This is a genomic window from Actinoplanes sp. NPDC023936 (genome assembly GCF_040639325.1).
In the GTDB taxonomy this organism is placed as follows: domain Bacteria; phylum Actinomycetota; class Actinomycetes; order Mycobacteriales; family Micromonosporaceae; genus Actinoplanes.
This window is the reverse complement of sequence record NZ_JBEZZR010000037.1, coordinates 46,679-69,000: the sequence shown is the minus strand read 5'-3', so window position 1 is coordinate 69,000 and position 22,322 is coordinate 46,679. Positions and strand designations below refer to the sequence as shown.

At 72.4% G+C, this 22,322-nt stretch carries 16 protein-coding genes and 1 pseudogene; 12 read left to right on the top strand and 5 right to left on the bottom strand.

Features of this window, described 5'->3' with window-relative positions; genetic code table 11:
- The first annotated feature begins 26 nt into the window (after positions 1 to 26).
- The 4 genes from AB0F72_RS33770 (at position 27) to AB0F72_RS33755 (ending at position 7,907) form a co-directional block, all read left to right on the top strand.
- A complete protein-coding gene (locus AB0F72_RS33770) occupies positions 27 to 2,804 on the top strand; it encodes a PAS domain S-box protein (protein ID WP_360440125.1) in 2,778 nt (925 codons plus the stop codon).
- Between the two features lie 200 nt (positions 2,805 to 3,004).
- Positions 3,005 to 4,978: a glycosyltransferase gene (locus AB0F72_RS33765; protein ID WP_360440122.1), complete on the top strand. Its 1,974-nt coding sequence runs from the start codon at positions 3,005 to 3,007 to the stop codon at positions 4,976 to 4,978.
- Positions 4,975 to 6,351 (top strand): glycosyltransferase, encoded by a 1,377-nt coding sequence (locus AB0F72_RS33760; RefSeq protein ID WP_360440119.1) that lies wholly within the window; start codon positions 4,975 to 4,977, stop codon positions 6,349 to 6,351. The genes AB0F72_RS33765 and AB0F72_RS33760 overlap by 4 nt, the downstream gene beginning before the upstream one ends.
- Positions 6,348 to 7,907 carry a hypothetical protein gene (locus tag AB0F72_RS33755; RefSeq protein ID WP_360440116.1) on the top strand — a complete coding sequence of 520 codons (1,560 nt, stop codon included), beginning with the start codon at positions 6,348 to 6,350 and terminating at the stop codon, positions 7,905 to 7,907. Before AB0F72_RS33760 ends, AB0F72_RS33755 begins: the two co-directional genes overlap by 4 nt.
- A gap of 187 nt (positions 7,908 to 8,094) precedes the next feature.
- On the opposite strand, the gene AB0F72_RS33750 is transcribed toward AB0F72_RS33755, so the two are convergent.
- From AB0F72_RS33750 to AB0F72_RS33740, 3 genes are all read right to left on the bottom strand, one after another.
- Positions 8,095 to 9,258, bottom strand: coding sequence for a hypothetical protein (locus AB0F72_RS33750; protein WP_360440113.1), 1,164 nt, complete (start codon positions 9,256 to 9,258; stop codon positions 8,095 to 8,097).
- The gene (locus AB0F72_RS33745; protein WP_360440110.1) at positions 9,242 to 9,742 is read right to left on the bottom strand and encodes a class F sortase; all 501 of its coding nucleotides are present in this window, start codon (positions 9,740 to 9,742) and stop codon (positions 9,242 to 9,244) included. Before AB0F72_RS33745 ends, AB0F72_RS33750 begins: the two co-directional genes overlap by 17 nt.
- Positions 9,743 to 9,896: 154 nt before the next feature.
- The gene (locus AB0F72_RS33740; RefSeq protein WP_360440107.1) at positions 9,897 to 11,030 is read right to left on the bottom strand and encodes a hypothetical protein; all 1,134 of its coding nucleotides are present in this window, start codon (positions 11,028 to 11,030) and stop codon (positions 9,897 to 9,899) included.
- 353 nt (positions 11,031 to 11,383) lie between these two features.
- Here AB0F72_RS33740 and AB0F72_RS33735 point away from each other — a divergent pair, with 353 nt between their 5' ends.
- The 7 genes from AB0F72_RS33735 (at position 11,384) to AB0F72_RS33705 (ending at position 19,387) form a co-directional block, all read left to right on the top strand.
- A complete protein-coding gene (locus AB0F72_RS33735) occupies positions 11,384 to 13,051 on the top strand; it encodes a serine/threonine-protein kinase (protein ID WP_360440104.1) in 1,668 nt (555 codons plus the stop codon).
- Between the two features lie 140 nt (positions 13,052 to 13,191).
- Positions 13,192 to 14,172, top strand: a complete 981-nt coding sequence (locus AB0F72_RS33730; protein WP_360440101.1) for a 3-oxoacyl-[acyl-carrier-protein] synthase III C-terminal domain-containing protein — start codon at positions 13,192 to 13,194, stop codon at positions 14,170 to 14,172.
- Positions 14,169 to 14,903, top strand: a complete 735-nt coding sequence (locus AB0F72_RS33725; protein ID WP_360440098.1) for a glycosyltransferase family A protein — start codon at positions 14,169 to 14,171, stop codon at positions 14,901 to 14,903. Before AB0F72_RS33730 ends, AB0F72_RS33725 begins: the two co-directional genes overlap by 4 nt.
- Positions 14,900 to 16,396 carry a class I adenylate-forming enzyme family protein gene (locus AB0F72_RS33720; protein WP_360440096.1) on the top strand — a complete coding sequence of 499 codons (1,497 nt, stop codon included), beginning with the start codon at positions 14,900 to 14,902 and terminating at the stop codon, positions 16,394 to 16,396. The genes AB0F72_RS33725 and AB0F72_RS33720 overlap by 4 nt, the downstream gene beginning before the upstream one ends.
- Before the next feature lie 59 nt (positions 16,397 to 16,455).
- Positions 16,456 to 17,226: a glycosyltransferase family 2 protein gene (locus AB0F72_RS33715; RefSeq protein ID WP_360440093.1), complete on the top strand. Its 771-nt coding sequence runs from the start codon at positions 16,456 to 16,458 to the stop codon at positions 17,224 to 17,226.
- Positions 17,223 to 18,470 carry a cytochrome P450 gene (locus AB0F72_RS33710; protein WP_360440090.1) on the top strand — a complete coding sequence of 416 codons (1,248 nt, stop codon included), beginning with the start codon at positions 17,223 to 17,225 and terminating at the stop codon, positions 18,468 to 18,470. The genes AB0F72_RS33715 and AB0F72_RS33710 overlap by 4 nt, the downstream gene beginning before the upstream one ends.
- Entirely contained in the window at positions 18,467 to 19,387 is a 921-nt protein-coding gene (locus AB0F72_RS33705; protein WP_360440088.1) for an NAD-dependent epimerase/dehydratase family protein, read from the top strand. The genes AB0F72_RS33710 and AB0F72_RS33705 overlap by 4 nt, the downstream gene beginning before the upstream one ends.
- Before the next feature lie 68 nt (positions 19,388 to 19,455).
- Here AB0F72_RS33705 and AB0F72_RS33700 read toward each other — a convergent pair whose 3' ends face one another.
- Positions 19,456 to 20,622 (bottom strand): M20 family metallopeptidase, encoded by a 1,167-nt coding sequence (locus AB0F72_RS33700; protein ID WP_360440086.1) that lies wholly within the window; start codon positions 20,620 to 20,622, stop codon positions 19,456 to 19,458.
- 259 nt (positions 20,623 to 20,881) lie between these two features.
- On the opposite strand from AB0F72_RS33700, the pseudogene AB0F72_RS33695 reads away from it, so the two are divergent.
- Positions 20,882 to 21,262 (top strand): annotated as a pseudogene (locus AB0F72_RS33695) (GtrA family protein); the annotation flags it as partial.
- 400 nt (positions 21,263 to 21,662) lie between these two features.
- Here AB0F72_RS33695 and AB0F72_RS33690 read toward each other — a convergent pair.
- A complete protein-coding gene (locus AB0F72_RS33690) occupies positions 21,663 to 22,232 on the bottom strand; it encodes a TetR family transcriptional regulator (RefSeq protein WP_360440083.1) in 570 nt (189 codons plus the stop codon).
- Between the last annotated feature and the right edge of the window lie 90 nt (positions 22,233 to 22,322).

The window sequence follows — 22,322 nt, the reverse complement described above, 5'->3', positions numbered from 1 at the left end:
GCCCGCCACTGCCGACTAGGCGAGATGTGGCCCAGAACGCGACAAGCGCGGACGAGCGAGCCGAACTGGAACGGCTCCGCCAAGTCATCGCCACCGGCCCGACCGGACTCGTCTCGATCGACGAGGCCGGACTGATCACGGTCTGGAACCCGGCCGCCACCCGCCTGCTCGGCTGGCAGGCCGACGAGGTCGTCGGCAAGCCGCTCACCGAGACGCTGATCCCCGCCGAACTGCGCGACGCGCACACCGCCGGGATGGCTCGCTACATGTCCACCGGCCGGCCGTCGGTGATCGGTCGCCCGGTGAGCCTGCCGGCGCTGCACCGCGACGGGTCCCGGGTCGAGATCGAGCTGACCATCTGGCCGTCCTGGGTGCAGGGGCAGCGGCACTTCTACGCGTTCCTGCGGGACACCTCGGAGCAGCGGGCGGCAGCCGAGCGGGCGGCCCGGCGAACCGATGCGCTGCTCTCCACGATCGAGGCGCAGCGGACCGTCACGCTCGCCACCCACGACCGGAAGCTGGCCTTGCGGGTCGTCGCCGAGCAGGCCGTGACCGTCTTCCCGGCCGCCGACGGCGCCGCGGTCGAGCTGATCGAGGGCAACGAGCTCGTCTACAAGTCCGGCGCCGGCACCATGATCGAATACGCCGGGTACCGCCTGCCCCTCAACGGCTCGCTCAGCGGCCTGGCCGTCCTCGAGCGAACGGCGGCCCGCTCCGGGGACACCCGGGTCGATCCGCGGGCGGACCGGGACGCCAACCGGCGGCTCAACGCGCGGTCCCTCTGCGTCGCACCGCTCTACTACAGCGAGCACGTGATCGGCGTGCTCAAGGTGACGAGCACGAAGCGGGACGCGTTCGACGACGACGACATGCACCAGCTGGAGCTGCTCGCCACCGGACTGGCGTCGGCGCTCAAGCACGCCGACGACTACGCCCGGCGGGTCCGGGCCTTGAAGGCGCTCGAAGCGAGCGAGACCCGGTTCCGGCTCACCTTCGAGAACTCGCCGCTCGGGCTTGCCCTGTCCAGCCTCGACCCCGACCTGTTCGGCCGATACCTCCAGGTCAACCCCGCGATGACCGCGATCACCGGGTACACCGCCGAAGAGCTGACCCGGATGAGCTTCCGGGACCTGCAGCACCCGGACGACGGGCCGGCCACCGAGACCGCCCTGCGCCGGATGATCGACGAGGGCATCGACACGATCCGGGCCGAGGAGCGATACCGGCACAAGGACGGGCACACCATCTGGGTGGACGTCCGGATCGCGGTGGTCCGCGAGTCCGGTGGCGCGGCGTCCTACGTCGTGGTGCAGGCCGAGGACGTCACCGCGCAGCGCACCGCCGATGCCCGCCTGCATCGGCAGGCGAAACTGCTGGAGACGATCCCCGCCGCGATCATCGTGCGGGACATGGACGGCACCATCGAGTGGTGGAACTCCGGCGCCAGCAAGCTGTACGGCTGGTCGCTCGACGCCGCCCGCGGCAAGCCCACCCACCGGCTGCTCGGTGCCACGTTCGTCGGCGGCGGCTCGTTCGCCGAGCAGTCCGCGGCGCTCGCCGCCGACGGCCGCTGGGAGGGGCAGCTGCAGCACCTCACCGCCACCGGCCGCACCGTCACGGTGCTCAGCCGCCAGGTCGTCCACCAGTCCGACGGGCCGCCCCAGGTCCTGGAGATCAACACCGACATCACCGCGGCCCGCGCCGCCGAGCAGGCCCTCGCGCTCAACGAACAGCGGTTCCGGGCCCAGTTCACGCACTCCGCCGCCGGCCAGGCGATCCGCGCCCTCGACGGGACCCTGATCGCTGTCAACAAGGCGTTCGCCCAGATGCTCGGGCGCCGCCCGGAGGACCTGGTCGGGCGGATCGTCGAGGAGGAGGTGATGACGCCGGAGGACAGGCGGGCCGCACACCAGCAGATCGCCGCCCTCTTCGCCGGCGAGTTCGACTCCTACACCCAGGAGATGCAGATCCGCCACGCCGACGGCCGGCTGGTCGACATCGAGTCCACGGTCTCGCTGGTCCGCGGCGCCGACGGCGGCCCGAAGCACCTGATCCTGGTCTGCACCGACACGTCCGCGCGCCGCGCCGCCGAACGCGCCCGCGACCAGGCAGCCGCCGCCCTGGCCGAGCGCAACGCCGAGCTGGAGACCGCCAACGCCCTCAAACTCGACATCATCGGCATGCTCGGGCACGAGATCAGCAACCCGTTGTCGGCGATCCTCGGATACAGCGACCTGCTCGCCGACGAACTGCCACCGGACACCCCGCACGGCCGGTCGGTCGCCATCATCGGCCGGCACGCGCAGCGCCTCGACGACATCGTCCGCGAGATGATCGCCATGGTCAGCATCGACACCGGCAACATCCACGCGGTCCGGCAGAAGCTGTCGTTGCGCCACGAGCTGGAGCAGGTGCTCGACGCTCCGGACGTTCCCGTGGCAGGCGACGACGCGGAGATCCTGTTCCACCCCGGCCACCTGCAGCAGATCCTGGTCAACCTGCTCTCCAACGCCGCCAAGTACGCCGGCGGCGCCACCCGGATCCACATCTCCTCCGACGCCCGCCGCGTCTACGTGCGGGTGGAGGACAACGGTCCCGGCGTCCCCGAGGACTTCTGCCCGCGCCTCTTCGACCGCCTCGCCCGCGCCGATCGCGACGCCGGCACCATCCGCGGAACCGGCCTGGGCCTCTACATCGTCCGCAGCCTGGCCCGCGCCAACCACGGGGACGTCCACCATGAGCCCAACCCCGCGGGCGGCTCGTTCTTCATCCTCGAGGCGGACCCCGCCTCCCGGGACGAATAAGCGAAGATCAATTTCCACTGAGGACGGTCACGAAACCTCAGGGAATCATGGACGTCATTGCCTTTTCTCATTTCGCACCCCTGCCCGGAAATGATCCGCGTCTAGCCTCAGAAGTGATCTCTGGCTCGGTTTCGCAGAGTGTCCGATGAGGAGAGTCAATGGTGGACTTCGCACCTGTGCGCCTGAAAGCACCACCCCTGGTGAGCGTGGTGGTACCGACCCGCAACGAGGCGGAGAACGTGGGCCCGCTGGTCGACCGGCTCCGGTCAGCGCTGGGCGAGACATCCGGCGAGATCGTGTTCGTCGACGACAGCGACGACGACACCCCCGCCGTCATCTCCGCCCTGCCCGGTGACGACGTGCGCCTGGTGCACCGGCCGGCCGGCGCACGCGACGGCGGCCTCGGCGGAGCGGTGGCCGCCGGGTTCACCGAAGCCCGGGCGCCCTGGGTCGTGGTGATGGACGGCGACCTGCAGCACCCGCCGGAGGCCGTGCCAGACCTCCTCGCCGCCGGCCGGGACCGAACGGCACAGGCCGTGGTGGCGAGCCGGTACCGGGACCGGGGACGGGTCGACGGGCTCGGCAGCCTGTTCCGCCGGTTCGCGTCGCGCGCCACCGGGCTGGCCGCCACGATCCTCTTCCCGCGCCGCCTGCGCGCGGTCACCGACCCGATGAGCGGCTTCTTCGCGATCCGCCGGGACGCGATACGCGCCGGCGACCTGCGCCCGGACGGCTACAAGATCCTTCTGGAGGTGCTGGTCCGCAACCGGATCGAGCGGATCACCGAGATCCCGTACGTCTTCCAGCCGCGCGCCGCCGGCGACAGCAAGGCCTCCCTGCGCGAAGGGCTGCGCTACGCACGGCACCTCGCCGGACTGCGGCTGTCCACCCTGCGCCACCCACAGTCGACGAGCGGCCGGATGCTCGGTTTCGCGCTCGCCGGCGCGGCCGGCGCCGCGGTGAACTCGGCCGCGCTCTGGGCGCTCGGCGAGGCGGCCGGGCTGCCCTACCTGCTCGCCGCCTTCCTCGCCGTGCAGGTCGCCATCGTCTGGAACTTCGCGGTCGTCGACAGCCTGGTGATGCCGCCCGGCAAGCGCACGCGACAGCATCGGTTCGGCCGGTTCCTGCTGCTCAACAACACGCTCACACCCGTACATCTGGGTTTGCTCTATCTGCTCGTGCGGCTCGGCGAGCTGCACTATCTGGCCGCCAACCTGCTCGCCATCGTGGCGGTGTTCCTGCTCCGGTACGTGGTGACGACGTCCTGGGTCTACGGCGCGTCGCCGGCCGGACTGCTGCACACGATCCGGCGCACCGCCCACGTCCGGCTCCTGCTCACCGTCCTGCTGACCGCGGCCGCCTTCCCGGCGCTGCTCGCGGCCGGCTGGGACGGCGTCACGCAGCGGGGAGCGGCGGTTCCGCTGATCATTCCGCTGGTCGCGGCGGCTGCCCTGGTCGCCGGGCTGCTCCGACCCGCGGGCCACGAACCGGACGTGCACGACCGGCAGACCGACGGCCTGATCGCGACCGCGTGCCTGGTGACCGCCGCCGCCCTGCTCGTCCTCGTGGACGCGACCGGCGTGGCGGCGCTCTTCTACCTGGGTGGCGCGGCGGTCCTGCTGCTCGGAACCCGGACCGCCGCACGGCTGCGCTGGGCCCTGCTGCTCCTGCCGGTCGCCGCGCTCTCCTCCCCCGCGGTCCGGGACCCGGCCGACGCCGCGCTGCGATCCGTCGTCGAGCTGCTCGGCCGTCCCGCGGGTCCGGTGGGCGGCCCGGACGGCCTCGTCGTCGACGGCCTCGTCCTGCCGGACCAGCAACTGCCCGGCCTCGCCATGATCGGCGCGATTCTCTGCCTGGCGATCAGCGCCGCCGTCCTGTCCGGATTCGGCCGGGTCACTCTGGTGCGGACCGTCACCGGCACGCTCACGGTGATCGCGGTGACCGTCGCGGCGGTCCTCGTCGTGCTGCTCATCGGGCGGATCCTCGGTGCGGACGCGTTCCGGGTCGCGCAGTCGCCGGCGGTGATCGATCTCGTGCTGGCGGCGACCGTCGGCATCTTCGTGACGCGATGGAGCGGCGTCGTGTCCCCGCAGCTCCGGATCTACCTTCCCCGCGCGCGGTTCGCCCTGCTCACCCTCACCGCCGTCGCGGCGGTCCTCGGAGGCACCCTGTGACCGGCACCTACTCCGCACACGTCGTGCTGACCCGCCGGCAACGCGCCGGCCTCATCGCCGCCCTCGTGATCATCGGCGTGGTCGCGGTGATCCGCCCGATGCTGGTCCTGCAGACCATCGTCGCGGTGGTGACGCTCGCCTACGGCGCGGCGATCGTCTTCCGGGTCGTCCTGGTCTACGCCGCCGGTCGCGGCGACCATCAGGTACGGGTCAGCGACGAGGACGCCCGTGCCGTGCCCGACGAGGATCTTCCGGTCTACACGGTGCTCGTCCCCGCGTACCGGGAACCCAGCGTGATCGGGATGCTCATGTCGCACCTCGGCGCGCTGGAGTACCCGCGCGACAAGCTCGAGGTGATCCTGCTGCTCGAAGAGGACGACCGGGAGACCATCGAGGCGGCCGAGGCGGCGCTCAGCGGCGACCACATCCGGATCCTGGTGGTGCCCGAGTCACAGCCGAAGACCAAGCCGAAAGCGTGCAACGCGGGGCTGGAACAGGCCACCGGCGAGTTCGTCACCATCTACGACGCCGAGGACATCCCCGACCCGCTCCAGCTGCGCCGGGCCGTGGTGGCGCTGCGCCGGCTCGGCTCGTCCTACGTGTGCCTGCAGGCCGAGCTCAGCTACTTCAACGTCGACCAGAACCGGATCACCCGCTGGTTCGCCCTGGAGTACGCGACCTGGTTCCGCTCGCTGCTGCCCGGGCTCGTGGCGCTGCGGATGCCGATTCCGCTCGGCGGCACCAGCAACCACTTCCGCGCCCGCCAGCTGCGGGAGCTCGGGGCGTGGGATCCGTACAACGTCACCGAGGACGCCGACCTCGGCATCCGGCTGGCCCGCTCCGGTTACCGGGTCGGGGTGCTGCACTCGGTGACCCTGGAGGAGGCGAACTCCGACTTCATCAACTGGATCAAGCAGCGCAGCCGCTGGTACAAGGGTTACCTGATGACCTGGCTGGTGCACCTGCGGTCGCCGCGCGCCACGATCCGCCAGCTCGGCTGGCGCGGAGTGCTCTGCCTCAACCTCTTCGTCGGCGGCACACCGCTCGCGGCGCTGCTCAACGCGCTGCTCTGGGCCACCACACTGCTCTGGTTCCTGGACCAGCCTTCGATCATGGAGCAGATCTTCATCCCGCCGTTCTACTACGTCGGCCTCTTCTGCCTGATCTTCGGCAACGCCACCGTGATCTACCTGAACGTCCTGTCGGTACGCACGATGGACCGGCCCGACCTGCTCGGCACGGCGCTGCTCTCCCCGGTGTACTGGGCGATGATGAGCCTGGCCGGCGCCAAGGCGGCGTGGCAGCTGGTCGTCAAGCCGTCGTATTGGGAGAAGACCACGCACGGCCTGCACCTGCAGGAGGCCGCGAAATGACGGCCCTGGCCACGATCGAGACTCCCACCCGTACCCGGAGGATTCCGGAACATCGAGCGGTCGTGCTGATCACCGGCGTCCTCTACCTGGCCGTCGCGATCTGGTTCTGGCGTAACCATGTGATACCCGGCGACTCCGTCAGCCGCCTCGCCAACGCCTACTACACGATCTTCAGCCGCGACCCGCACCTGGCCGCGATCGGCTTCGTCTGGAATCCGCTGCCGTCACTGCTGCTGATCCCCTTCCTGCCGTTCACCATGCTCTTCCCGGCGCTCACCGAGGAGTCGCTGCTGGCGGTGCTGGCCTCCGCCGCGCTGATGACCGCGACGGTCGGCCTGATGCACGATGTGCTGGCAAGGGTCGTCGCCTCCCGCGCGGTCCGGCTGACCCTGACCGCCGCCTTCGCCCTGCACCCGATGACCGTCCTCTACGCCGGCAACGGGATGAGCGAAGCGTGCTTCCTGTTCTGCCTGCTGCTCGCGGTCCGCTCCCTGCACCGGTGGCTGACCGAGGGCCGGGTCGAGTCGCTGGTCCCGCTCGGCCTGGCGCTGGCGCTCTCCTACGGTGCCCGGTACGAAGCCCTGGCCCCGGTGGCCGCCGTCACCGTCCTGGTCGGAGCGATCACCTGGTGGCGGGCCGGCCGCAACGGGGCTCTGGCCCGCACGGACGCCGTCATCGTCGGCCTGCCCGGGCTGCTGGCGGTGGCGCTCTGGGCGCTGGCCAGCAAAATCATCGTCGGGCAGTGGTTCGCCACATTCTCCTCCGAGTACGGCAACTCGGCGCAGGTGACGACGGCGGCGGCGGACATCAACTCGGTGACCGGCGACGACCTGGGCGGCCGGCTCGCGTACTGGGGACACCAGATGACCGGCCTCGCGCCGTTCGCCGCCGTCCTGCTGATCGCCGCCCTGGCGGCGGCCTGGCGCCGCCGTGACCTCGCCGTCCTCGCCCCGGTCACGGTCCTCGGCTCGGTGCTCGCCTTCGACGCGATGGCCTTCCTCTCCGGCACGTCGTTCGGCTGGCTGCGCTTCCACATCGCCGTCGTCCCGCTGGTCGTGCTGCTGGCCGCCCACCTGATCGCCGACACCCGCCGGACAGCCGTCACCGCGGGAACCCTGGTTCTGCTGCTGGCCGCCTTCCCCACCATGGTCAACATCCTCGGCAACTCCAACCTGTCCCGCGAGGAGGCCCAGTGGGTGACCGGAAGCGGTCGCTTCAACACCGCTGACCTGCACCGCGTCAACACCCTAGTGGCCGCCGACCTGGACGCCATGAACCTCCCCGACGGCGCGGTCCTGACCGATGTCGCCTACTCCTTCGCGGTGGTCCTGGCAAGCGACGATCCGGACCAGTTCGTCATCACCCCGGACCGCGACTTCACCGCCGCGGCGGGCGACCCCTCCGCGCACGGAGTCCAGTACCTGCTGGTGTCCGCCGACGGCTCCGCCGACGCGGTTCGCCTGGCCCGTTACGGCGCCGGCCCGGTCCCGCCGGACAACGCGACCCCCTACCGGAAGGCCGACGGCAGCGTCGAATGGTTCCTGATCCGCCTCTGACCAAGCCTCCGGCGTGTTGACGTCCGGCGCGCTCCGCACCCCAACTCCACACACAGGCCAGGAAGCCGGTCTACGTGTTGACTTCCGGCGCGCTCCGCACCCCAACTCCACACACAGGCCAGGAAGCCGGTCTACGTGTTGACTTCGGGCGCGGTCCGCACCGGAAATCCCCACGCCCGGTCGGTGGCTACGGGCCGGGCCTCCGCGGGATCACGGTGGCGCGTCCCCGCGGCGCCGGCCTCATCGAGTCCGCCGCCGACCCCGAGTCCGCCGCCGGTGCCGGGTCCGCCGCCGCCGCCGGGTCCGCCCATGGAACCGCCGGCGGATCCACAACTGAGGCAGCCGGCTCCGGGCGCCGCCGGAACCGGCTGAACAGGGCCAGCGCGATCACCACGATCACGAGGGCCGGCAGCGCGAACCACCACCACTGCCGTCCCGGCGCGGGCGGGTCGACGAACGCCTCCCCGCGGTACACGACCTGACCACCGTCCACGGTGACCACCACGTCTCCCGCGTCGGACGGCGTCGGGAATCGCACCAGGTAACGGCCCGCCAGCACCTCCTCCACCTGGTCCAGCGCCGGCGCCACTCCGGGTTCCCCGGCCGGCGCGAGGAATCCACCGGTTCCGGCGGTCGCCGACGCCCAATAGGGTCCGCGGCCGACCACCACGAGAATCACGCCGGCTCGCTGGAACTCCGACGCCACGGCGTCGGGTGGCAATTCACCCACGCCTATGCCGCCGGTACAGAGCAAAACGACTCGGCGACCGGCTTCGGCGTCCGGGAATTGCGCCCGGGCCAGGGACAGTGCCCGCTGGGTGTCGCGATCCCCGCCGGGCCGGATCGCCCCCAGCGCCCGCACGATTCCGGACGGTCCCTGCTGCGGCGCGGCGACCAGGGTGGCCGGCGCCCGGTCGGCCACGACGGCGGCCCGGGCCCCGGCCGGAAGTCCGAGCGCGAACCGGGCGTCGGCGCTGAGCCAGCCGGGCAGGGCCGCGGCGCCGGCCGCCGACGAATCGACCACGAACGTCACAGCGAGCTCCGGGGAGAGCACCGGCTCGATGCGGGCGGGTTGCGGGACGCCGTTGCGCGTGACGGTGACCGCGCCCGGCCCGTCGGCGCCGAGGTCCACCACGAGCGTCGTCGAGGACTCGCCGGCGAACACCCCGGCCACCGGAAGCGGAACCGGCGCCGGCACGGCGGCCGAAACAGGCGCGGGCACGGCGGCCGGGATCGCGGCCGAAACAGGCGCAGGCACGGCGGCCGGGATCGCGGTCGGAACAGGCGCGGGCACGGCGAGCGAGACGACCGTGGCGACGGCCGCGAATCGCCGTTCAGACGAGCTCGGCATACGCGATGACATTGTCCCGATAGCTCCCCCGCCTCTCATCGAATTCACCACCGCAGGTCACCAATCGCAGGGCCGCGTCGAGCGTCGGCGCATAGACGAGCGCGGTCGGGAACTCCTCTTTCGACACCCGGGACACCGCACTGATCCGGAACGTCACAGTCGTCCCGTCGGCCAGATCCACCAGCACCGATGTCCCGGCTGCCACCCCGGCCAGCCTCGCGAAGATCCCCGGCCCGGTTCGCGAGTCGACATGTCCGAGAACGACCGCAGGTCCGGGTTGTCCCGGGCGTGGCCCGTCCGCGTACCAGCCGGCCACGCCGGGATCGTCCGGCACCGCGATCGTCCCGTCGGTCAGCACCCCGAGCCGCTGCAGTGAGCTGCGCACGCCGAGCTGCGGGATGCGCAGCCGGACCGGCTCCGCGACGCCGACGGTCCCGCTCTCGGACCGGAATCGGTCAGCCCGGATCGGTTCCCGCGCGATCACCGGCGGTGGTCCTTCCGGGCGCGGCGCTTCCGGCGCCCCCACCACGACAACCACGCAGAGGTACGCGCATACGCTCCCCGCCGTCCGCCAGACACTCCCACCACGCCGCGCGCGTAAAGCACGCGAGCCCGGTGCGATGCCGGAGTCCCCCGTCCTATCCGCCAACGGCCAGCCCGCCGTACCCGGTCTGCGCCCCGCCGCGTGGCAGCGCGGCCGCGACCGTCTCCCCGAACGCGTCCGCCAGCTCGCGCGCCAGGTCGAACCCGTGCTCGTAGACCGCATGGGCGATGTCATGCGCCGTCGCGTAGTCCCGTGCCGCGAAGGCGTCCGCGTGCCTCAGCAGCATCCCGTCGTGCCCGGCGAACGCCGTCGCGAGCCGCTCGGACGTCAGCCGGTCGCCGGTGGCAGCGCTCAAGAACTCCGCGATCCTCCGCTCGTACCCCCGAAGCTCGTCCTTGGCCCGCGCCTGCGCACCCTGATCTCCCGCCGCGAGCGCCCCGCTGTAGGCCACGAGCGACTCGATGTGATCGCCCCAGATCTTGCCGAAGTCCCCGGCGACGTCCGTCCCGAACAGCGCCGACATCGCTGCCACCAGATCCTTCGTGTTCGCGTTGACCATCGCGGCCGCCGCGTCGAAGTCCGGCGTGTTCGCCACCGCCGCCCGGGTCACGTGCTCGACCAGCACCACGTGCTCGGCCAGCACCCGGCCGAGCTGGGACCGCAGCCGCCACACCGGCTCACGCAGCTCGGCCCGGTCGCGGACCGGCAGCAGCCCGTCGGCGAGGACCAGCCCGACGTCGTAGAGGTGGCGGTAGGCGTCCCGGTAGACCCGGTCCGCAGCGGCGTAGTCCTCCGCCGCATAGGCGTCCGCCTGCTCGGTGAGGTGCTCGATGTGCGCGGCGAGGGCGTGGTGAACGGCCGGCTGGTCGAGCCGGCCGTCCGAGAGCCCGGCCAGGTGCTCGCTCAGCTTGCGTTCGTACTCGACGAGTTCCGCCCGGGCGTCCTCCCGGGAGGCGTCGTCGCGTCCGGCGACCGCGCTGGCGTAGGCGACCAGCTCCACCACGTGACCCGACCACATCGGACCGAACGCGGCCACCATGTCGGGTCCGAACAGCTGACCCATCAGATCGGTCATCGCGTCCGTATTACGGCCGAGCGCCGCGTCCGCGGCCTGCACGAAGTCGTCGTCGCCGCGGATCCGGCTGCGCATCGCGTCGGCCGCGAGCACCGAGTGCTGGCCGAAGAGCGCCTGCAGGCGCACCGCGAGGTCAGCGGCCGACTGTCTCACATGCTGGACGTGGACTGTTGAATTCTCTGTCAACGGAGGATGTCCGCCCCGAACGGGGGAGCCACCGGTGAGCAGGGCGGCGCAAAAGATCGGGACGGCCAGCCATTGCAGCATCCGCCCAGTTGCGCGCATGATCTCCCACCCCAGCCACTTCTCGCGATGCCCGAGTTTGATTACAGTGAATAATCGAAATATCGCCGAGGGTCACCTCACCGCAGACGTTACGCCCACCCATCACTTCGGTCGAGTGATCACTATCGTCACGCATCACCAGAAATCCGACAGTCGCACTGCGACTTGCGTCCAGTAGCGTCGACAGCGCTCCTGTGAACGTCCACAAACGAGGGGACGGCATGGTTCCGGTGGGAGAGGTCGTCGCCGACCGCTACCGCGTCGTCCGCCCGCTCGCGCACGGTGGGATGAGCCGCGTCTGGCTCGCCACCGACGACCGTGCCGGTGTCCCGTTCCAGGTGGCCATCAAGCAGTGCACACTTCCCGAGGGCCTGACCCCGGCACAGCGCGACGTGATCCGCGAGTGGGTGTTCCCCGAGGCCCGGGCCGCCGCCCGGGTCCGCCACCCGAACCTGATCCACACCTTCGAGGTCTACCCCGACGAAGCCGGCCCGTGGGTCGTGATGGAGTACGTACCGTCCCGCTCGCTCCTGGAGATCATCGAGTCCGAGGGCCCGCTGCCGCCGGCCAGGGTGGCCGGGATCGGTCTCGCCGTGCTGGCCGCGCTGGTCGCCACGAACGACGCCGGCCTGCTGCACCAGGACGTCAAGCCGGGAAACGTTCTCGTCGGCGACGACGGCCGGATCGTGCTGACCGATTTTGGCCCTGCGGTGACCACCGCCGGGATCAAGGCGTTCACCGACACCGGGGTGGTGCTCGGCTCCCCGAAATACATCGCGCCGGAGCGCCTCTTCGAGCACTCCTCGACGGTCGCCTCGGACCTGTGGTCGCTCGGCGCCACGCTCTACCACGCGGTGGAGGGCCGCCCGCCGTACCTGCGGTCCAGCACGACCGAGGTGTTGCGGGACCTCGCCGACACCGAACCGGACCCGCCCAGCCTGGCCGGCCCGCTCGCCCCGATCCTGGCCGGGCTGCTCCGCCGCGACCCGTCCAGCCGGCTGAGCGTCACCGAGCTGGAGGCGAAGCTGCGCAAGGTGGCCGGGGCGAAACGCCCCCGGTCCGGCAACCGCTGGTGGCCGCCGCGGTGGCTGCGCCGCGGCCTGCCCGAGCCCACCCATGAACCGACCGCCGCCGAACGAGCCGCCGTCACCGGAAGCCCGATGCCCGCCGGCCCCGAGCCCGCTGGCGGCCCCGGGCTCGCCGCCGGCGGTTCCGGGCTCGCCGACAGCCCCGCGCTCGCCGAGAACCCGGTACCGGCCGGAAACCCCGTCCCCGGCCCGGCCCCGGGAGAGAACTTCGGCCGATCCGTCGACGAGCCAGCCGAACCCGCCCGCCCCGCGCTGCGGCACCGCCTCTCCGCCGCCGCCGTGGTGATCGCCCTGCTGGCCCTGCTCACCACCGTGGCCGCGAGCACCCACCGGGACACCGGCAGCGCCCAGTCGCCGCCGTCGCCGGCCGCGACAGTGCTGCCGGAGGACTTCAGCTGGTGGACCGATCCGAGCGGCTTCCGGGTCGCGGTGCCGGACGGCTGGAAACCGGATCCGCTCGCCGACGGCGTGGTCTCGTTCGCCGACCCGATCGGCGAGGCGAGCCTGCGGATCAGCCGGTGGCAGGGCTCGACCCGGGACATGGTGGCCGGTCTGCTCGCCGAGGAGCGGGACATCGCGTTTCCGGCGTACCGGCGGCTGCGGATCGAGGCGCTGCCGTCGGCCGGCGGGGCGGTCTGGGAGTACACGTTCCTGAACCCCGACGCGGTGGTGATGCGGGGGCTGCACCGGGTGGTGGAGAGCGGCGCGGAGGCGTACCTGATCGAATGGCGCACCGCGCGGGACGCCTGGATCGGCGCCCTGCCTCAGCTCACCGTGGTGCTCTCCAGCTTCACCGGGTGATCGAGCAGCCGTCACCGAATGATCGAGCAGCACCTCGCCGGAACAGCCGAATGGACGTCTTTCCCGCGGGGCCGCACAATGAACCCCTTTGGTCAGCTGACGGCCGGCTGAAGATCGACTGACGGGGGTTGGCGCACCAGATGCGGGTCGGCATAACCGGAGTGGGCGCGCACCTGCCGGAGCACGAAGTCACCACGGCCGAGCTGCAGGAACGGGTTTCGGCACGGCTCGGGCGCGGCCTGTTCGCCCGGCTCACCGGCATCGAGCGGCGGCGGATCGCGGCCGCCGACGAGTACGCCTCCACGCTGGGCCTGCGCGCCGCCCGGGCCGCCCTCGCCGACGCCGATCTCGATCCGCTCGACATCGACCTGCTGCTGTTCGCCTCGGCCAGCCGGGACATGGTCGAGCCGGCCACCGCGCACATCGTGCAGGCCGCGCTCGGCAGCCGGGCGCACGCGCTCGACGTCACCAACGCCTGCAACAGCTTCGTCAACGGCATCGACCTGGCCCGGTCGATGATCCTGGCCGGCCGGGCCCGGCGCGCCCTGGTGGTGACCGGCGAGACCCCGACCCGGGCGATGCGACCGGCCACCGGCCTGGCCGACGCCCGCCGGTCGTTCGCCGGGTACACGTTCGGCGACGCCGGAGCGGCAGTCGTCGTGGAACCCGTCGGCCGCGGCGGCATCCTGGACATCGACACCGAGACGCACTCCGAACACTGGACGGCCGGCGGCATCCCGGGCGGTGGCTCCCGGCATCCGCGCGGCGACGAGCACACCTACTTCACCGGCGACGGGCACCGCCTGCGCAGCGTCTTCGAGAAGGTCGGCGCCGGCATCCTGGACCGGGTCCGCAGCCGCACCGGCCTGGAGCACACCGATTACGCCAAGGTCCTGGTCCATCAGGTGACGCTGCCGTACCTGGAACGGTTCGTCGAGGTCACCGGCGTGCCGCGGGACAAGCTGGAGATCACCGTGACAGGTCTCGGCAACATGGCCAGCGCCACGCTCGGCGTCCAGCTGGCCCGGATCCACCCCACGCTGACGCCGGGCGACCGCGTGCTGTTCGTCGGGCTCGGCGGCGGCGTCAGCGTCATGACCATGGTCTGGGAGCTGTCGTGAGCCTGTGGGTGGTGGTACCCGCCTACAACGAGACGGCCCGGATCAGCGCCACCCTGTACGCGCTCGGGGCACAGACCGACACCGGCTTCACGCTGCTCGTCGTCGACAACGGCTCGACCGACGGCACGGCGGACGTGGTGCGCGCGTTCCAGTCCTGCGCGCCGTTCCCGGTACACGTGATCATCGAGCCCGAGAAGGGTGTCGGCTGCGCTGTCGACACCGGGTTCCGGCACGCCATCGCGGCCGGCGCGACACGGATCGCGCGGACCGACGCCGACTGCCTTCCCCGCCCGGGATGGGTGGCCGCCGCGCAGGCCGCGCTGGACGGCGGCGCCGGGATGGTGTGCGGCCGGATCACCGCCCGCCGCGACGAGCACGGTCCGGCCGGGCGGGCCTTCTTCGCCGGGCTGGTCGGCCTCGCGGCGCTCTTCGGCCGGTTGCGCCCGGCACACCGGAGCAGCGGATACCTGGCGCCGTACCGGATGCACGCCGGCAACAACATGGCGATCACCGCGTCGCTCTACGAGGCGTGCGGCGGGATGCCCCGGCGGCCCTCGCCGACCGATCGGCTGTTCCTGAATCGGGTTCGCGGCGCCACGGCGTCGATCGCCCGCAGCCGGACCATGGTGGTGGAGAACTCGACGCGGCGGATCCGCGCCTACGGCGTGCTGCGGACCGCGAAGTGGTACCTCGACCGGGGCAGTGGCCCGCTCACCCCGGATCCGCGATGACCATCGACGAGCTGAACGCCGGTCTGCGGCCCGGCGACGACACCCCGGCGCTGATCGCCGGGCGAGGCACGCTGAGTCGTGGCGAGCTGGCCGAGCTGCGTGATCGTTATGCGACATCGCTGCACGCGCGAGGGCTGCGGGCCGGTGACACCCTCGGGGTGGCGGTGCGGCCCGGTCCGCGTGCCCTGGCGACGCTGCTGGCCGCGTACCGGATGGGTCTGCGCGTGGCGGTCCTGGACCCGCATGCCGGACCCGACGTGCTCACCGCCCGCCTGGCGCTCGCGAAGCCGAAATTGATTGTCGCGGACGCGGCCGCGCAAGCCGTCGCGACGTGGGCGGCGCCGCTCGCCCGCCGCGCCGGGCTCGCCCTGCCGGACCTCACGTCGCTGGCGCCCACGGTGACCGCCGGCCGCCGCCTGCCGGGCAACGCACCCGCGTTGGAGCTGGTGGACGGCGCTCCGCCACCGGCTTACGAGGGCGACGGCGACGCGGTCGTGATCTTCACGTCGGGCACCACGAGCAGCCCCCGAGCCGTCGTGCACACCCGCGCCGGCCTGGCTGCGGGACTCAGTGCCGTGACCGAGCTGGTGAGGCCTCGTCCGAATCTGCCCATCCTCGGCGGAACCTTCTTCGTGATGCTCCCGGCGCTGGCCACGGGCGCTCCGGTAGCCCTGCCGGCCCGCCGCCCGAGGCCCCTGGCGAAGCAGGCCCGCACGCTGCGCCCGCAGGCGACATATCTGACACCGCCGCAATTGCGGTCCGCGCTCGACGCCGGCGTCCCGCTCACCGGGCGCGTCTACAGTGGATCGGCTCCGGTCTCCGCCCCGCTGCTCAGCCGGGTCCGGGCGGCCGGGGCGGACGAGGCGTGGTGCGTCTACGCGCTCACCGAGGTCTTCCCCGCGGCCGCCGTCGAGGCGACCGCGAAGACCGCGTTCGACGAGCCCGGCGACCTCGTCGGCGACCTGCTGCCCGGCGTGCGCGCCCGCCTCCTGCCACCCGACGCCGCCGGCCATCTCACGCCACCCGATGGGGCCGGCACCGGGCAGCTTCTGCTGGCCGGGGCCGGCGTGTGCGACCGCTACCTGGGGAACGAACCGCACGAATGGGTCGAAACCGGCGACATAGCCCGCCTGGCCGGCCGCCGGGTGGTCCTCGCCGGACGCAGCAAGGACATGATCCTGCGCCGCGCCGAGAACATCTATCCCGGCCTCTACGAACCCACCCTTCACGTGCCCGGCGTCTCCCTGGCCGTCCTGGTCGGCGTCCCCGCGGGCGACGGCGACGAACAGCTGGTCGCCCTGATCGAAACCAGTCCCGGCGCCAACCTCCATTCCGTCCGCGCGGCCCTCCGCGAGCCTCTCCGCCGGATGGGCGCGGCCACGCCCGACCGCGTGATCTTCACCCCCGTCCCGCTCGCCGGCCGTTCCCGCAAACCCGACCGGGCCGCGGCGGCGAGGCTCGCCGCCGGCTTCCCCCCGGGAGTACGCGGATGAGCTCCCCGACCGCACCGCAACCGTCCCGCCCCATCCGGGTTCAACCCGCGGACGTGGGAATGGGCGAAGCGAGCACCCCCTTCACGGTCGTCATCCCCGCGTTCAACGAATCCGCGTCGATCACCGGCGCCCTGGAGGCGCTCGCCGCCCAGTCCGACACCCGCTTCCGCCTGGTGATCGCCGACAACGCCTCCACCGACGACACCACCGCGATCGTCACCCGTTTCGCCGCCACGGCCCCGTTCCCGATCGACATCGTCACCGAACCCGCCCCCGGCGCCGGAACAGCCGCCGACACCGGATTCCGGCACGCGATCGCCACCGGCGCCACCCAGCTGGCCCGCACCGACGCCGACTGCCGGCCCGCACCGGACTGGGTGGCGACGGCACGGGCGTACCTGGACGGCGGGGCCGAGATGGTCTGCGGGCGCAGCGTCCCCCGCCGCGACGAGCACCCGTCCTGGGCTGAGCGCACCCTCTACCCGGCGGCCGTCCGGCTGGCCGCCCTCTACGGCCGGCACCGCCGCGCGCACCGGTCCGCCGGATTCCGCTCGCCGTACGTCCTGGTGCACGGTCACAATCTGGCGATGTCATCGTGGCTCTACCTGAGCTGCGGCGGCACGGCGCGGGAGGCGCTGGAGGAGGGGTCCGAGGACGTGACGCTGCTCAATCGCGCCCGCCGTCACACCGACCGGATCGTCCGGGCCGAGGACCTGGTCGTCGAGTCGAGTCTGCGCCGGTTGCGGGCGTGGGGCCCGAGGCGGACCCTGCTCTGGCACTGGGATCGTCGCTGGCACCCCGCCACGCCGGACGAGGTGCACATCCGGTGACCGGCCCCTTCCCGAGCACGCCGCCCGCGTCCTCCCCCGCGCGCGCCTCTCCCTCGGCGCCCACGTCTCCCCCGCCCAGCGTTCCGGCGGGCCGCGCCGGGATGCGCCGGGCACGGCGGCGTGACCGGCGCGTCTACCTCGCCAGCCATCCGGTGCTGTTCGCGCTGCTCGCCGCGACCCGCCGATGGCCGGTCACCCGCCTGGGCAGCACCGTCCTCGCCCACTCCCGAACCGCCTACCTCGACGGCCTGCTCCGGGTGCCGCTGGACCGCACCGCCGACGGCACCACCGGCGGCGCCGCGGGCCGGCTGACCGGCGGCGGTCTCCTCTTCGACCAGGAGGGCGACGACCACCGATCGTCGCGCCGCGGGCTGGCCGACGCCCTGAGCGTGGAGGGCGTGACGACGCTCCGTCCGATCTGGATGGCGGTGCTGGCCGAACGGCTCGCGCCGCTGGCAACGGGCCGCCCGATCGACCTGGTGGACGTCGCCGCGGACCTGGCCGGCACGACAACGGCCGCGATGCTGAACCTGGACGTCTCCGGTCGCGACCTGGCCGCGGTCGCGAGCGACGCCGCGGCCGCCGGAGCCCGCGAACACCTGCCCGGCCCGCGCCGCCCCGGTGCCCGCGAAGCCGCCGAGGCCGCGGCAGCCCGCCTCAGCAGCCTGGTCTCTGCCGCCAAGCGGATCGATCCCCCGCCCTCTCCCGGCGCGCGGCCAGCCGATCCCGGCATACCGGCCGGGCCGCACGACGACGACAGCGGGCTTGCCGCGATGCTCGCCGTCGCGGCGATCAACACCACGGTGGCAGCGCTGCCCCGCGCGGCGGCCTGGTGCGCCGACGCCGGGTTCTGGCCCTACGCGGAGATCGCCCTCGACTCCCTGGTCACCGAGCTGCTCCGGGCCACGACACCGACACCGTTGCTGCCCCGGGTGGCCGCCGCGTCCGGCACCGTCGCCGGCTGCCCGGTCCACGCCGGCGACCGCCTGGTCCTGGTGGCCCGGCATGCCGTGGACGCCCACCGCACCGACCCGGATCCCGCCGCGCCGGCGCCACCCCAGGTGGCCCAGCTGGTCTTCGGCGCCGGGCCGCACGCCTGCCCCGGCGCCCGCCTGGCCCGCGCCCAAATGGCCGACACCCTCGCCGCGCTGGCCCCGTACCGTCCGAAGGTGATCAGCGCCCGGCCCGATCGGCGAAGCGCTCTCCCCGGCTGGGCCGCCCTGATCCTGGCCCCCACCCGATGACCCCCGCCGCGCACCACCGCGGGCGCGCCCTGAACGGGCTTCGGGTCGCCGTCACCGGGGCCAGCGGCTTCTGCGGTGGCGTCGTCGCGCGCGCTGCCGCCGCGGCCGGCGCCACGGTGGTCTGCCTGGGGCGGCGACCCGGGCCGGCCGGGGAGCACCGGTACTGGGACGCCACCCGTACCCCACCGGATCTGACCGGAACCGATCTCGTGCTGCATCTCGCGGCAGCGGTGGGTGACCCACCGCCCGGCCGCGCCGCCGAAGCCGCCTTCCACGCCGTGAACGTCGAGGGCACCGCCCGCCTGCTGGAATCCGCCGGCACCCGGACGGTGGTCTGGGTGAGCAGCGCAAGCGTCTACGCCCCGGCCGGCCCGGAACCCGTCCGTGAGGATCATCCGCTAGGCGGCCTGACCGCTTATGGTCGCACCAAGGCAGCCGGCGAACGCCTCGCCCTGACGGCCGGCGCGGTGGTGCTGAGGCCCCGCGCCGTCTACGGTCCGGGCGACCCGCACCTGCTCCCCCGCTTGAGCCGAGCCGTCCGCGGCGGCCGGGCGCTGCTCCCCGGACCGGACATTCCGCTCAGCCTGACCGCCGTGGAGAACCTCGCCGACGCCTGCCTGGCCGCCCGCGGCTGGGAACCGGGCGCCTACAACATCGCGGACGAACCCGTCTACCGGCGCGACGCCGTCATCAGCGCGGCCTGCGGCGTCCCGGTCCAGCACCTGCCCATCCCGGCGGTCCGCGCGGCCGCCGCGGTGTCGGTCCTGGCGGCGCGCCTGACGCGCCGGGAGGCAACCCTTTCCCGGTACGCCGTGGAGCAGCTGACCACGGCCGTAGTGCTGAACACGGAGAAGGCCCGAAGTCAGGGCTGGACTCCCACCCGAACCTTCACCGACTACCTGTCCACCCGCCCGTAGCGCCCCGCCGGCCGTGACGCGGTCTCTGCTTGGGTGGGACGACTGTCCAGCGCCCACCCCGGCCGTCGTCAGCGGGCTGCCACGTACATCGCCCGGCGGGTTGTGTCGCGGGCCAGGTCGATCGCCGTCCGGGCCAGCAGGTTCGCGCCGTCGACCACCGCCTCGTCGGCGGCCGTTGTCCGCGCCGCCACCGCGAACTCGTGCGTGTGCGGCATCGCCTCCGCGCCCCGCAGCGCGATCATCGGGTGGATCGACGGAACCAGGTGACTGACATTGCCCATGTCGGTGGACGCGCTGTTCGCCCCCGGCGGCAGGACCACCGCCGTCCGCCCGAAATCCGCGAGATGGGAGCGATACGTCTCCATCAGCCACGGATCGTTCCGCAAGTCCGCATAGTCCGGCCCGGTCTGCCGGAACGACACCTCGGCCCCGGTCGCCATCGCCCCCGCCGTGAAACAGTCCCGGACCCTCCGCCGCAACGCGTCAAGCCGATCAATATCGGGCGCGCGCACCTCGTAATCCAGCACGCTGACCTCCGGGATGATGTTGGTGACCATCCCACCACTTCGGACGAATCCGGCGATCCGGTTGCTCGGTGGCACCTGTTGCCGCAGCAGGCCGATCGCCACCTGCGCCACGGTCGCCGCGTCCGCCGCGTTCACCCCGTCCCACGGCGCTCCGGCCGCATGCGCCGGACGTCCGCGATAGGTCACCTCGAACCGGGTGCACGCCTGGGTGCTGTCCCGCGCCCCGGCGGTGTCGATCGGCCCGGGATGCGCCATCATCGCGACGGTCACGTCCGCGAACGCTCCGCGCTCCACCATCAACTGCTTACCGCCACCGCTCTCCTCGGCGGGGGTGCCGAGCAGCTTGACGCGGAACCCGTACCGATCGGCGGCGGCCTTGAGCCCGATCGCCGCGCCCGCCGCGATCGCGCAGATCACGTTGTGCCCGCAGCCATGACCGATTCCGGGCAGCGCGTCATACTCCGCGCACAGGCCGATGGTCAGGTCGCCGTTCCCGTACTCCGCGGTGAGCGCGGTCGGCAGGTCGCAGACGCCCTCGGTGACCTTGAACCCCGCTGACCGCATCAGATCAGCCAGCTTGGCCGCCGAGGCGTGCTCGGCGAAGGCCACCTCCGGCTCGTCGTGCAGGCTGTGACTGAGAGCGACCAGCCGCTCCCGCCACTCGCCGACGGCCGTGCCGGCGACGCCGTACCACTTGCCCGCGCTCATCCGCACTCCTCTCGCCGCAGAGGTATGTACCCCCGCTGCGAATCCGGCGCCTGTCCGATCACGGACAGGTTGCAGTGTGGCCACGCCCGCACCCCGCGAGCTCCACAGCAACCGCTTCTGACCAGCTAAAACACGACGATCAAAAGATCACGACCCGGGGGTACGGGTAAGCGGCGTCACGCCGTCAACATAGTTGACGAGGGCCGTCAACAATGTTGACACTACGACGGTAATCATTGCTGTCCGAAAGCGCTCAGTCATGCCACGGCTCGCCACCCTGCCCCGCCAGCTCCTCTGGTTCATGCTGGTGGGCGCCCTCAGCACGGTGCTGCAGACCCTCGTCTACGTGGGCGTGCGCGGCATCGCCCCGGCGACGTGGGCCAGTTGGATCGCCCTCTTCGCGATCACGCCCCTGAACACCGAGGCGCACCGCCGGGTCACCTTCAACGTCACCACCTCGGCGATCGCCCGGCTGCATTGGGAAGCCGGCCTCACCTCGGTCGCCGTCTACCTGGCGAACCTCGTCATCGCGCCATGGTTCACCGGCATCGCCGGGCCGCACCCGACCTCGCTGGAGGAGGCGCTGATCCTGGCGCTGACCGGCAGCCTGATCGGGGGCCTTCGTTACGTGCTGCTCCGCGGCTGGGTCTTCGCCCAGCACCGCCACCAGCCGAAGCCCACCCGAAAGGCACACGCCCCCAGCAGCACGCCCGAAGCGCCCGGCCAGCCGAGGCAGTCCGGGCGACTGGCGCGATCCGGCGGGTCCCGGTTGTCCCGCCGGCCCGGGCGGCTGGAGCAATCCGGTGAGACCCCGCTGCCTCGCCCGCGCGGGCGGCTGCTGGGGCGGTTCGGCCAGCCGGGAATGAGCACATCCGACATTCCCGAAATCTCGCGAGAAGGCGGTCAAACGGCTCCGCCTGCGGCCGCAGACGGACAGATCGTGGCCGACGAGGGAATCACGGCTGCGGACGGACGGATCGTGGCCGACGAGGGGACCGCGACCGGCGGCCGGAACGCGGCGCGGATGCACCGGCTGGGGCTCAGGCTTCTCCGGCGACGGGGTCGTCACTGTCTAGCAGCCGCTGGATCGCGTCTCCGTAGAGCGCGACGATCGCCGGCCGGTCGGCGCGGCTCAGCACCGGATCAGCGACCAGCCAGTACGCGTTGATCAGGCCGGCGAACTGTGCCGCGACGAGACGGGCACGCAGTTCCGGGAAGGCGCCGCCGATCCGGTCGGCGAGCGGGCCGACGAAGACGTCGTGCATCGACGACCGCAGCCGCTGTTTGATCTCGGGCCGATCAGAAGCGGTCAGCATCGCCCGGTAGATCCCGGCCACCGCGGTGTCCGACGCGTCCAGCACGAAGCGGACCAGCTCCCGCCCGATCGACTCGATCGGCCCGGCGAGGATCCGGGGCAGCTCGCTGGAGACCGACACAGTGGCGAGGAAGAGGCCCTCTTTGGATCCGAAGTGGCGGATCACCAGGGCCGGGTCACAGCCGGCGGCCGCCGCGATGCCACGCACCGTGGTGCCCGAGTAACCGTCGCGGACGAACAACTCGGCCGCCGCCCGATGGATCGAGTCGCGGGACGGGATGTTCTGCGGCTGCACGGTTCCAGTTTAGGGCGACGCCCCGGAAGCGCCGGACAGCCGCCCGGCCTAGTGATCATGGGCCGAACGACCCGACCGGCCCGCACAGCC

Excerpts from the sequence above, each read along its gene's own strand:
- AB0F72_RS33705 (WP_360440088.1), top strand. The coding sequence starts at position 18,467 with ATGACCCCCGCCGCGCACCACCGCGGGCGCGCCCTGAACGGGCTTCGG.
- AB0F72_RS33720 (WP_360440096.1), top strand. The coding sequence starts at position 14,900 with ATGACCATCGACGAGCTGAACGCCGGTCTGCGGCCCGGCGACGACACC.
- AB0F72_RS33700 (WP_360440086.1), bottom strand. The coding sequence starts at position 20,622 with ATGAGCGCGGGCAAGTGGTACGGCGTCGCCGGCACGGCCGTCGGCGAG.
- AB0F72_RS33715 (WP_360440093.1), top strand. The coding sequence starts at position 16,456 with ATGGGCGAAGCGAGCACCCCCTTCACGGTCGTCATCCCCGCGTTCAAC.
- AB0F72_RS33730 (WP_360440101.1), top strand. The coding sequence starts at position 13,192 with ATGCGGGTCGGCATAACCGGAGTGGGCGCGCACCTGCCGGAGCACGAA.
- AB0F72_RS33750 (WP_360440113.1), bottom strand. The coding sequence starts at position 9,258 with ATGCCGAGCTCGTCTGAACGGCGATTCGCGGCCGTCGCCACGGTCGTC.
- AB0F72_RS33755 (WP_360440116.1), top strand. The coding sequence starts at position 6,348 with ATGACGGCCCTGGCCACGATCGAGACTCCCACCCGTACCCGGAGGATT.
- AB0F72_RS33735 (WP_360440104.1), top strand. The coding sequence starts at position 11,384 with ATGGTTCCGGTGGGAGAGGTCGTCGCCGACCGCTACCGCGTCGTCCGC.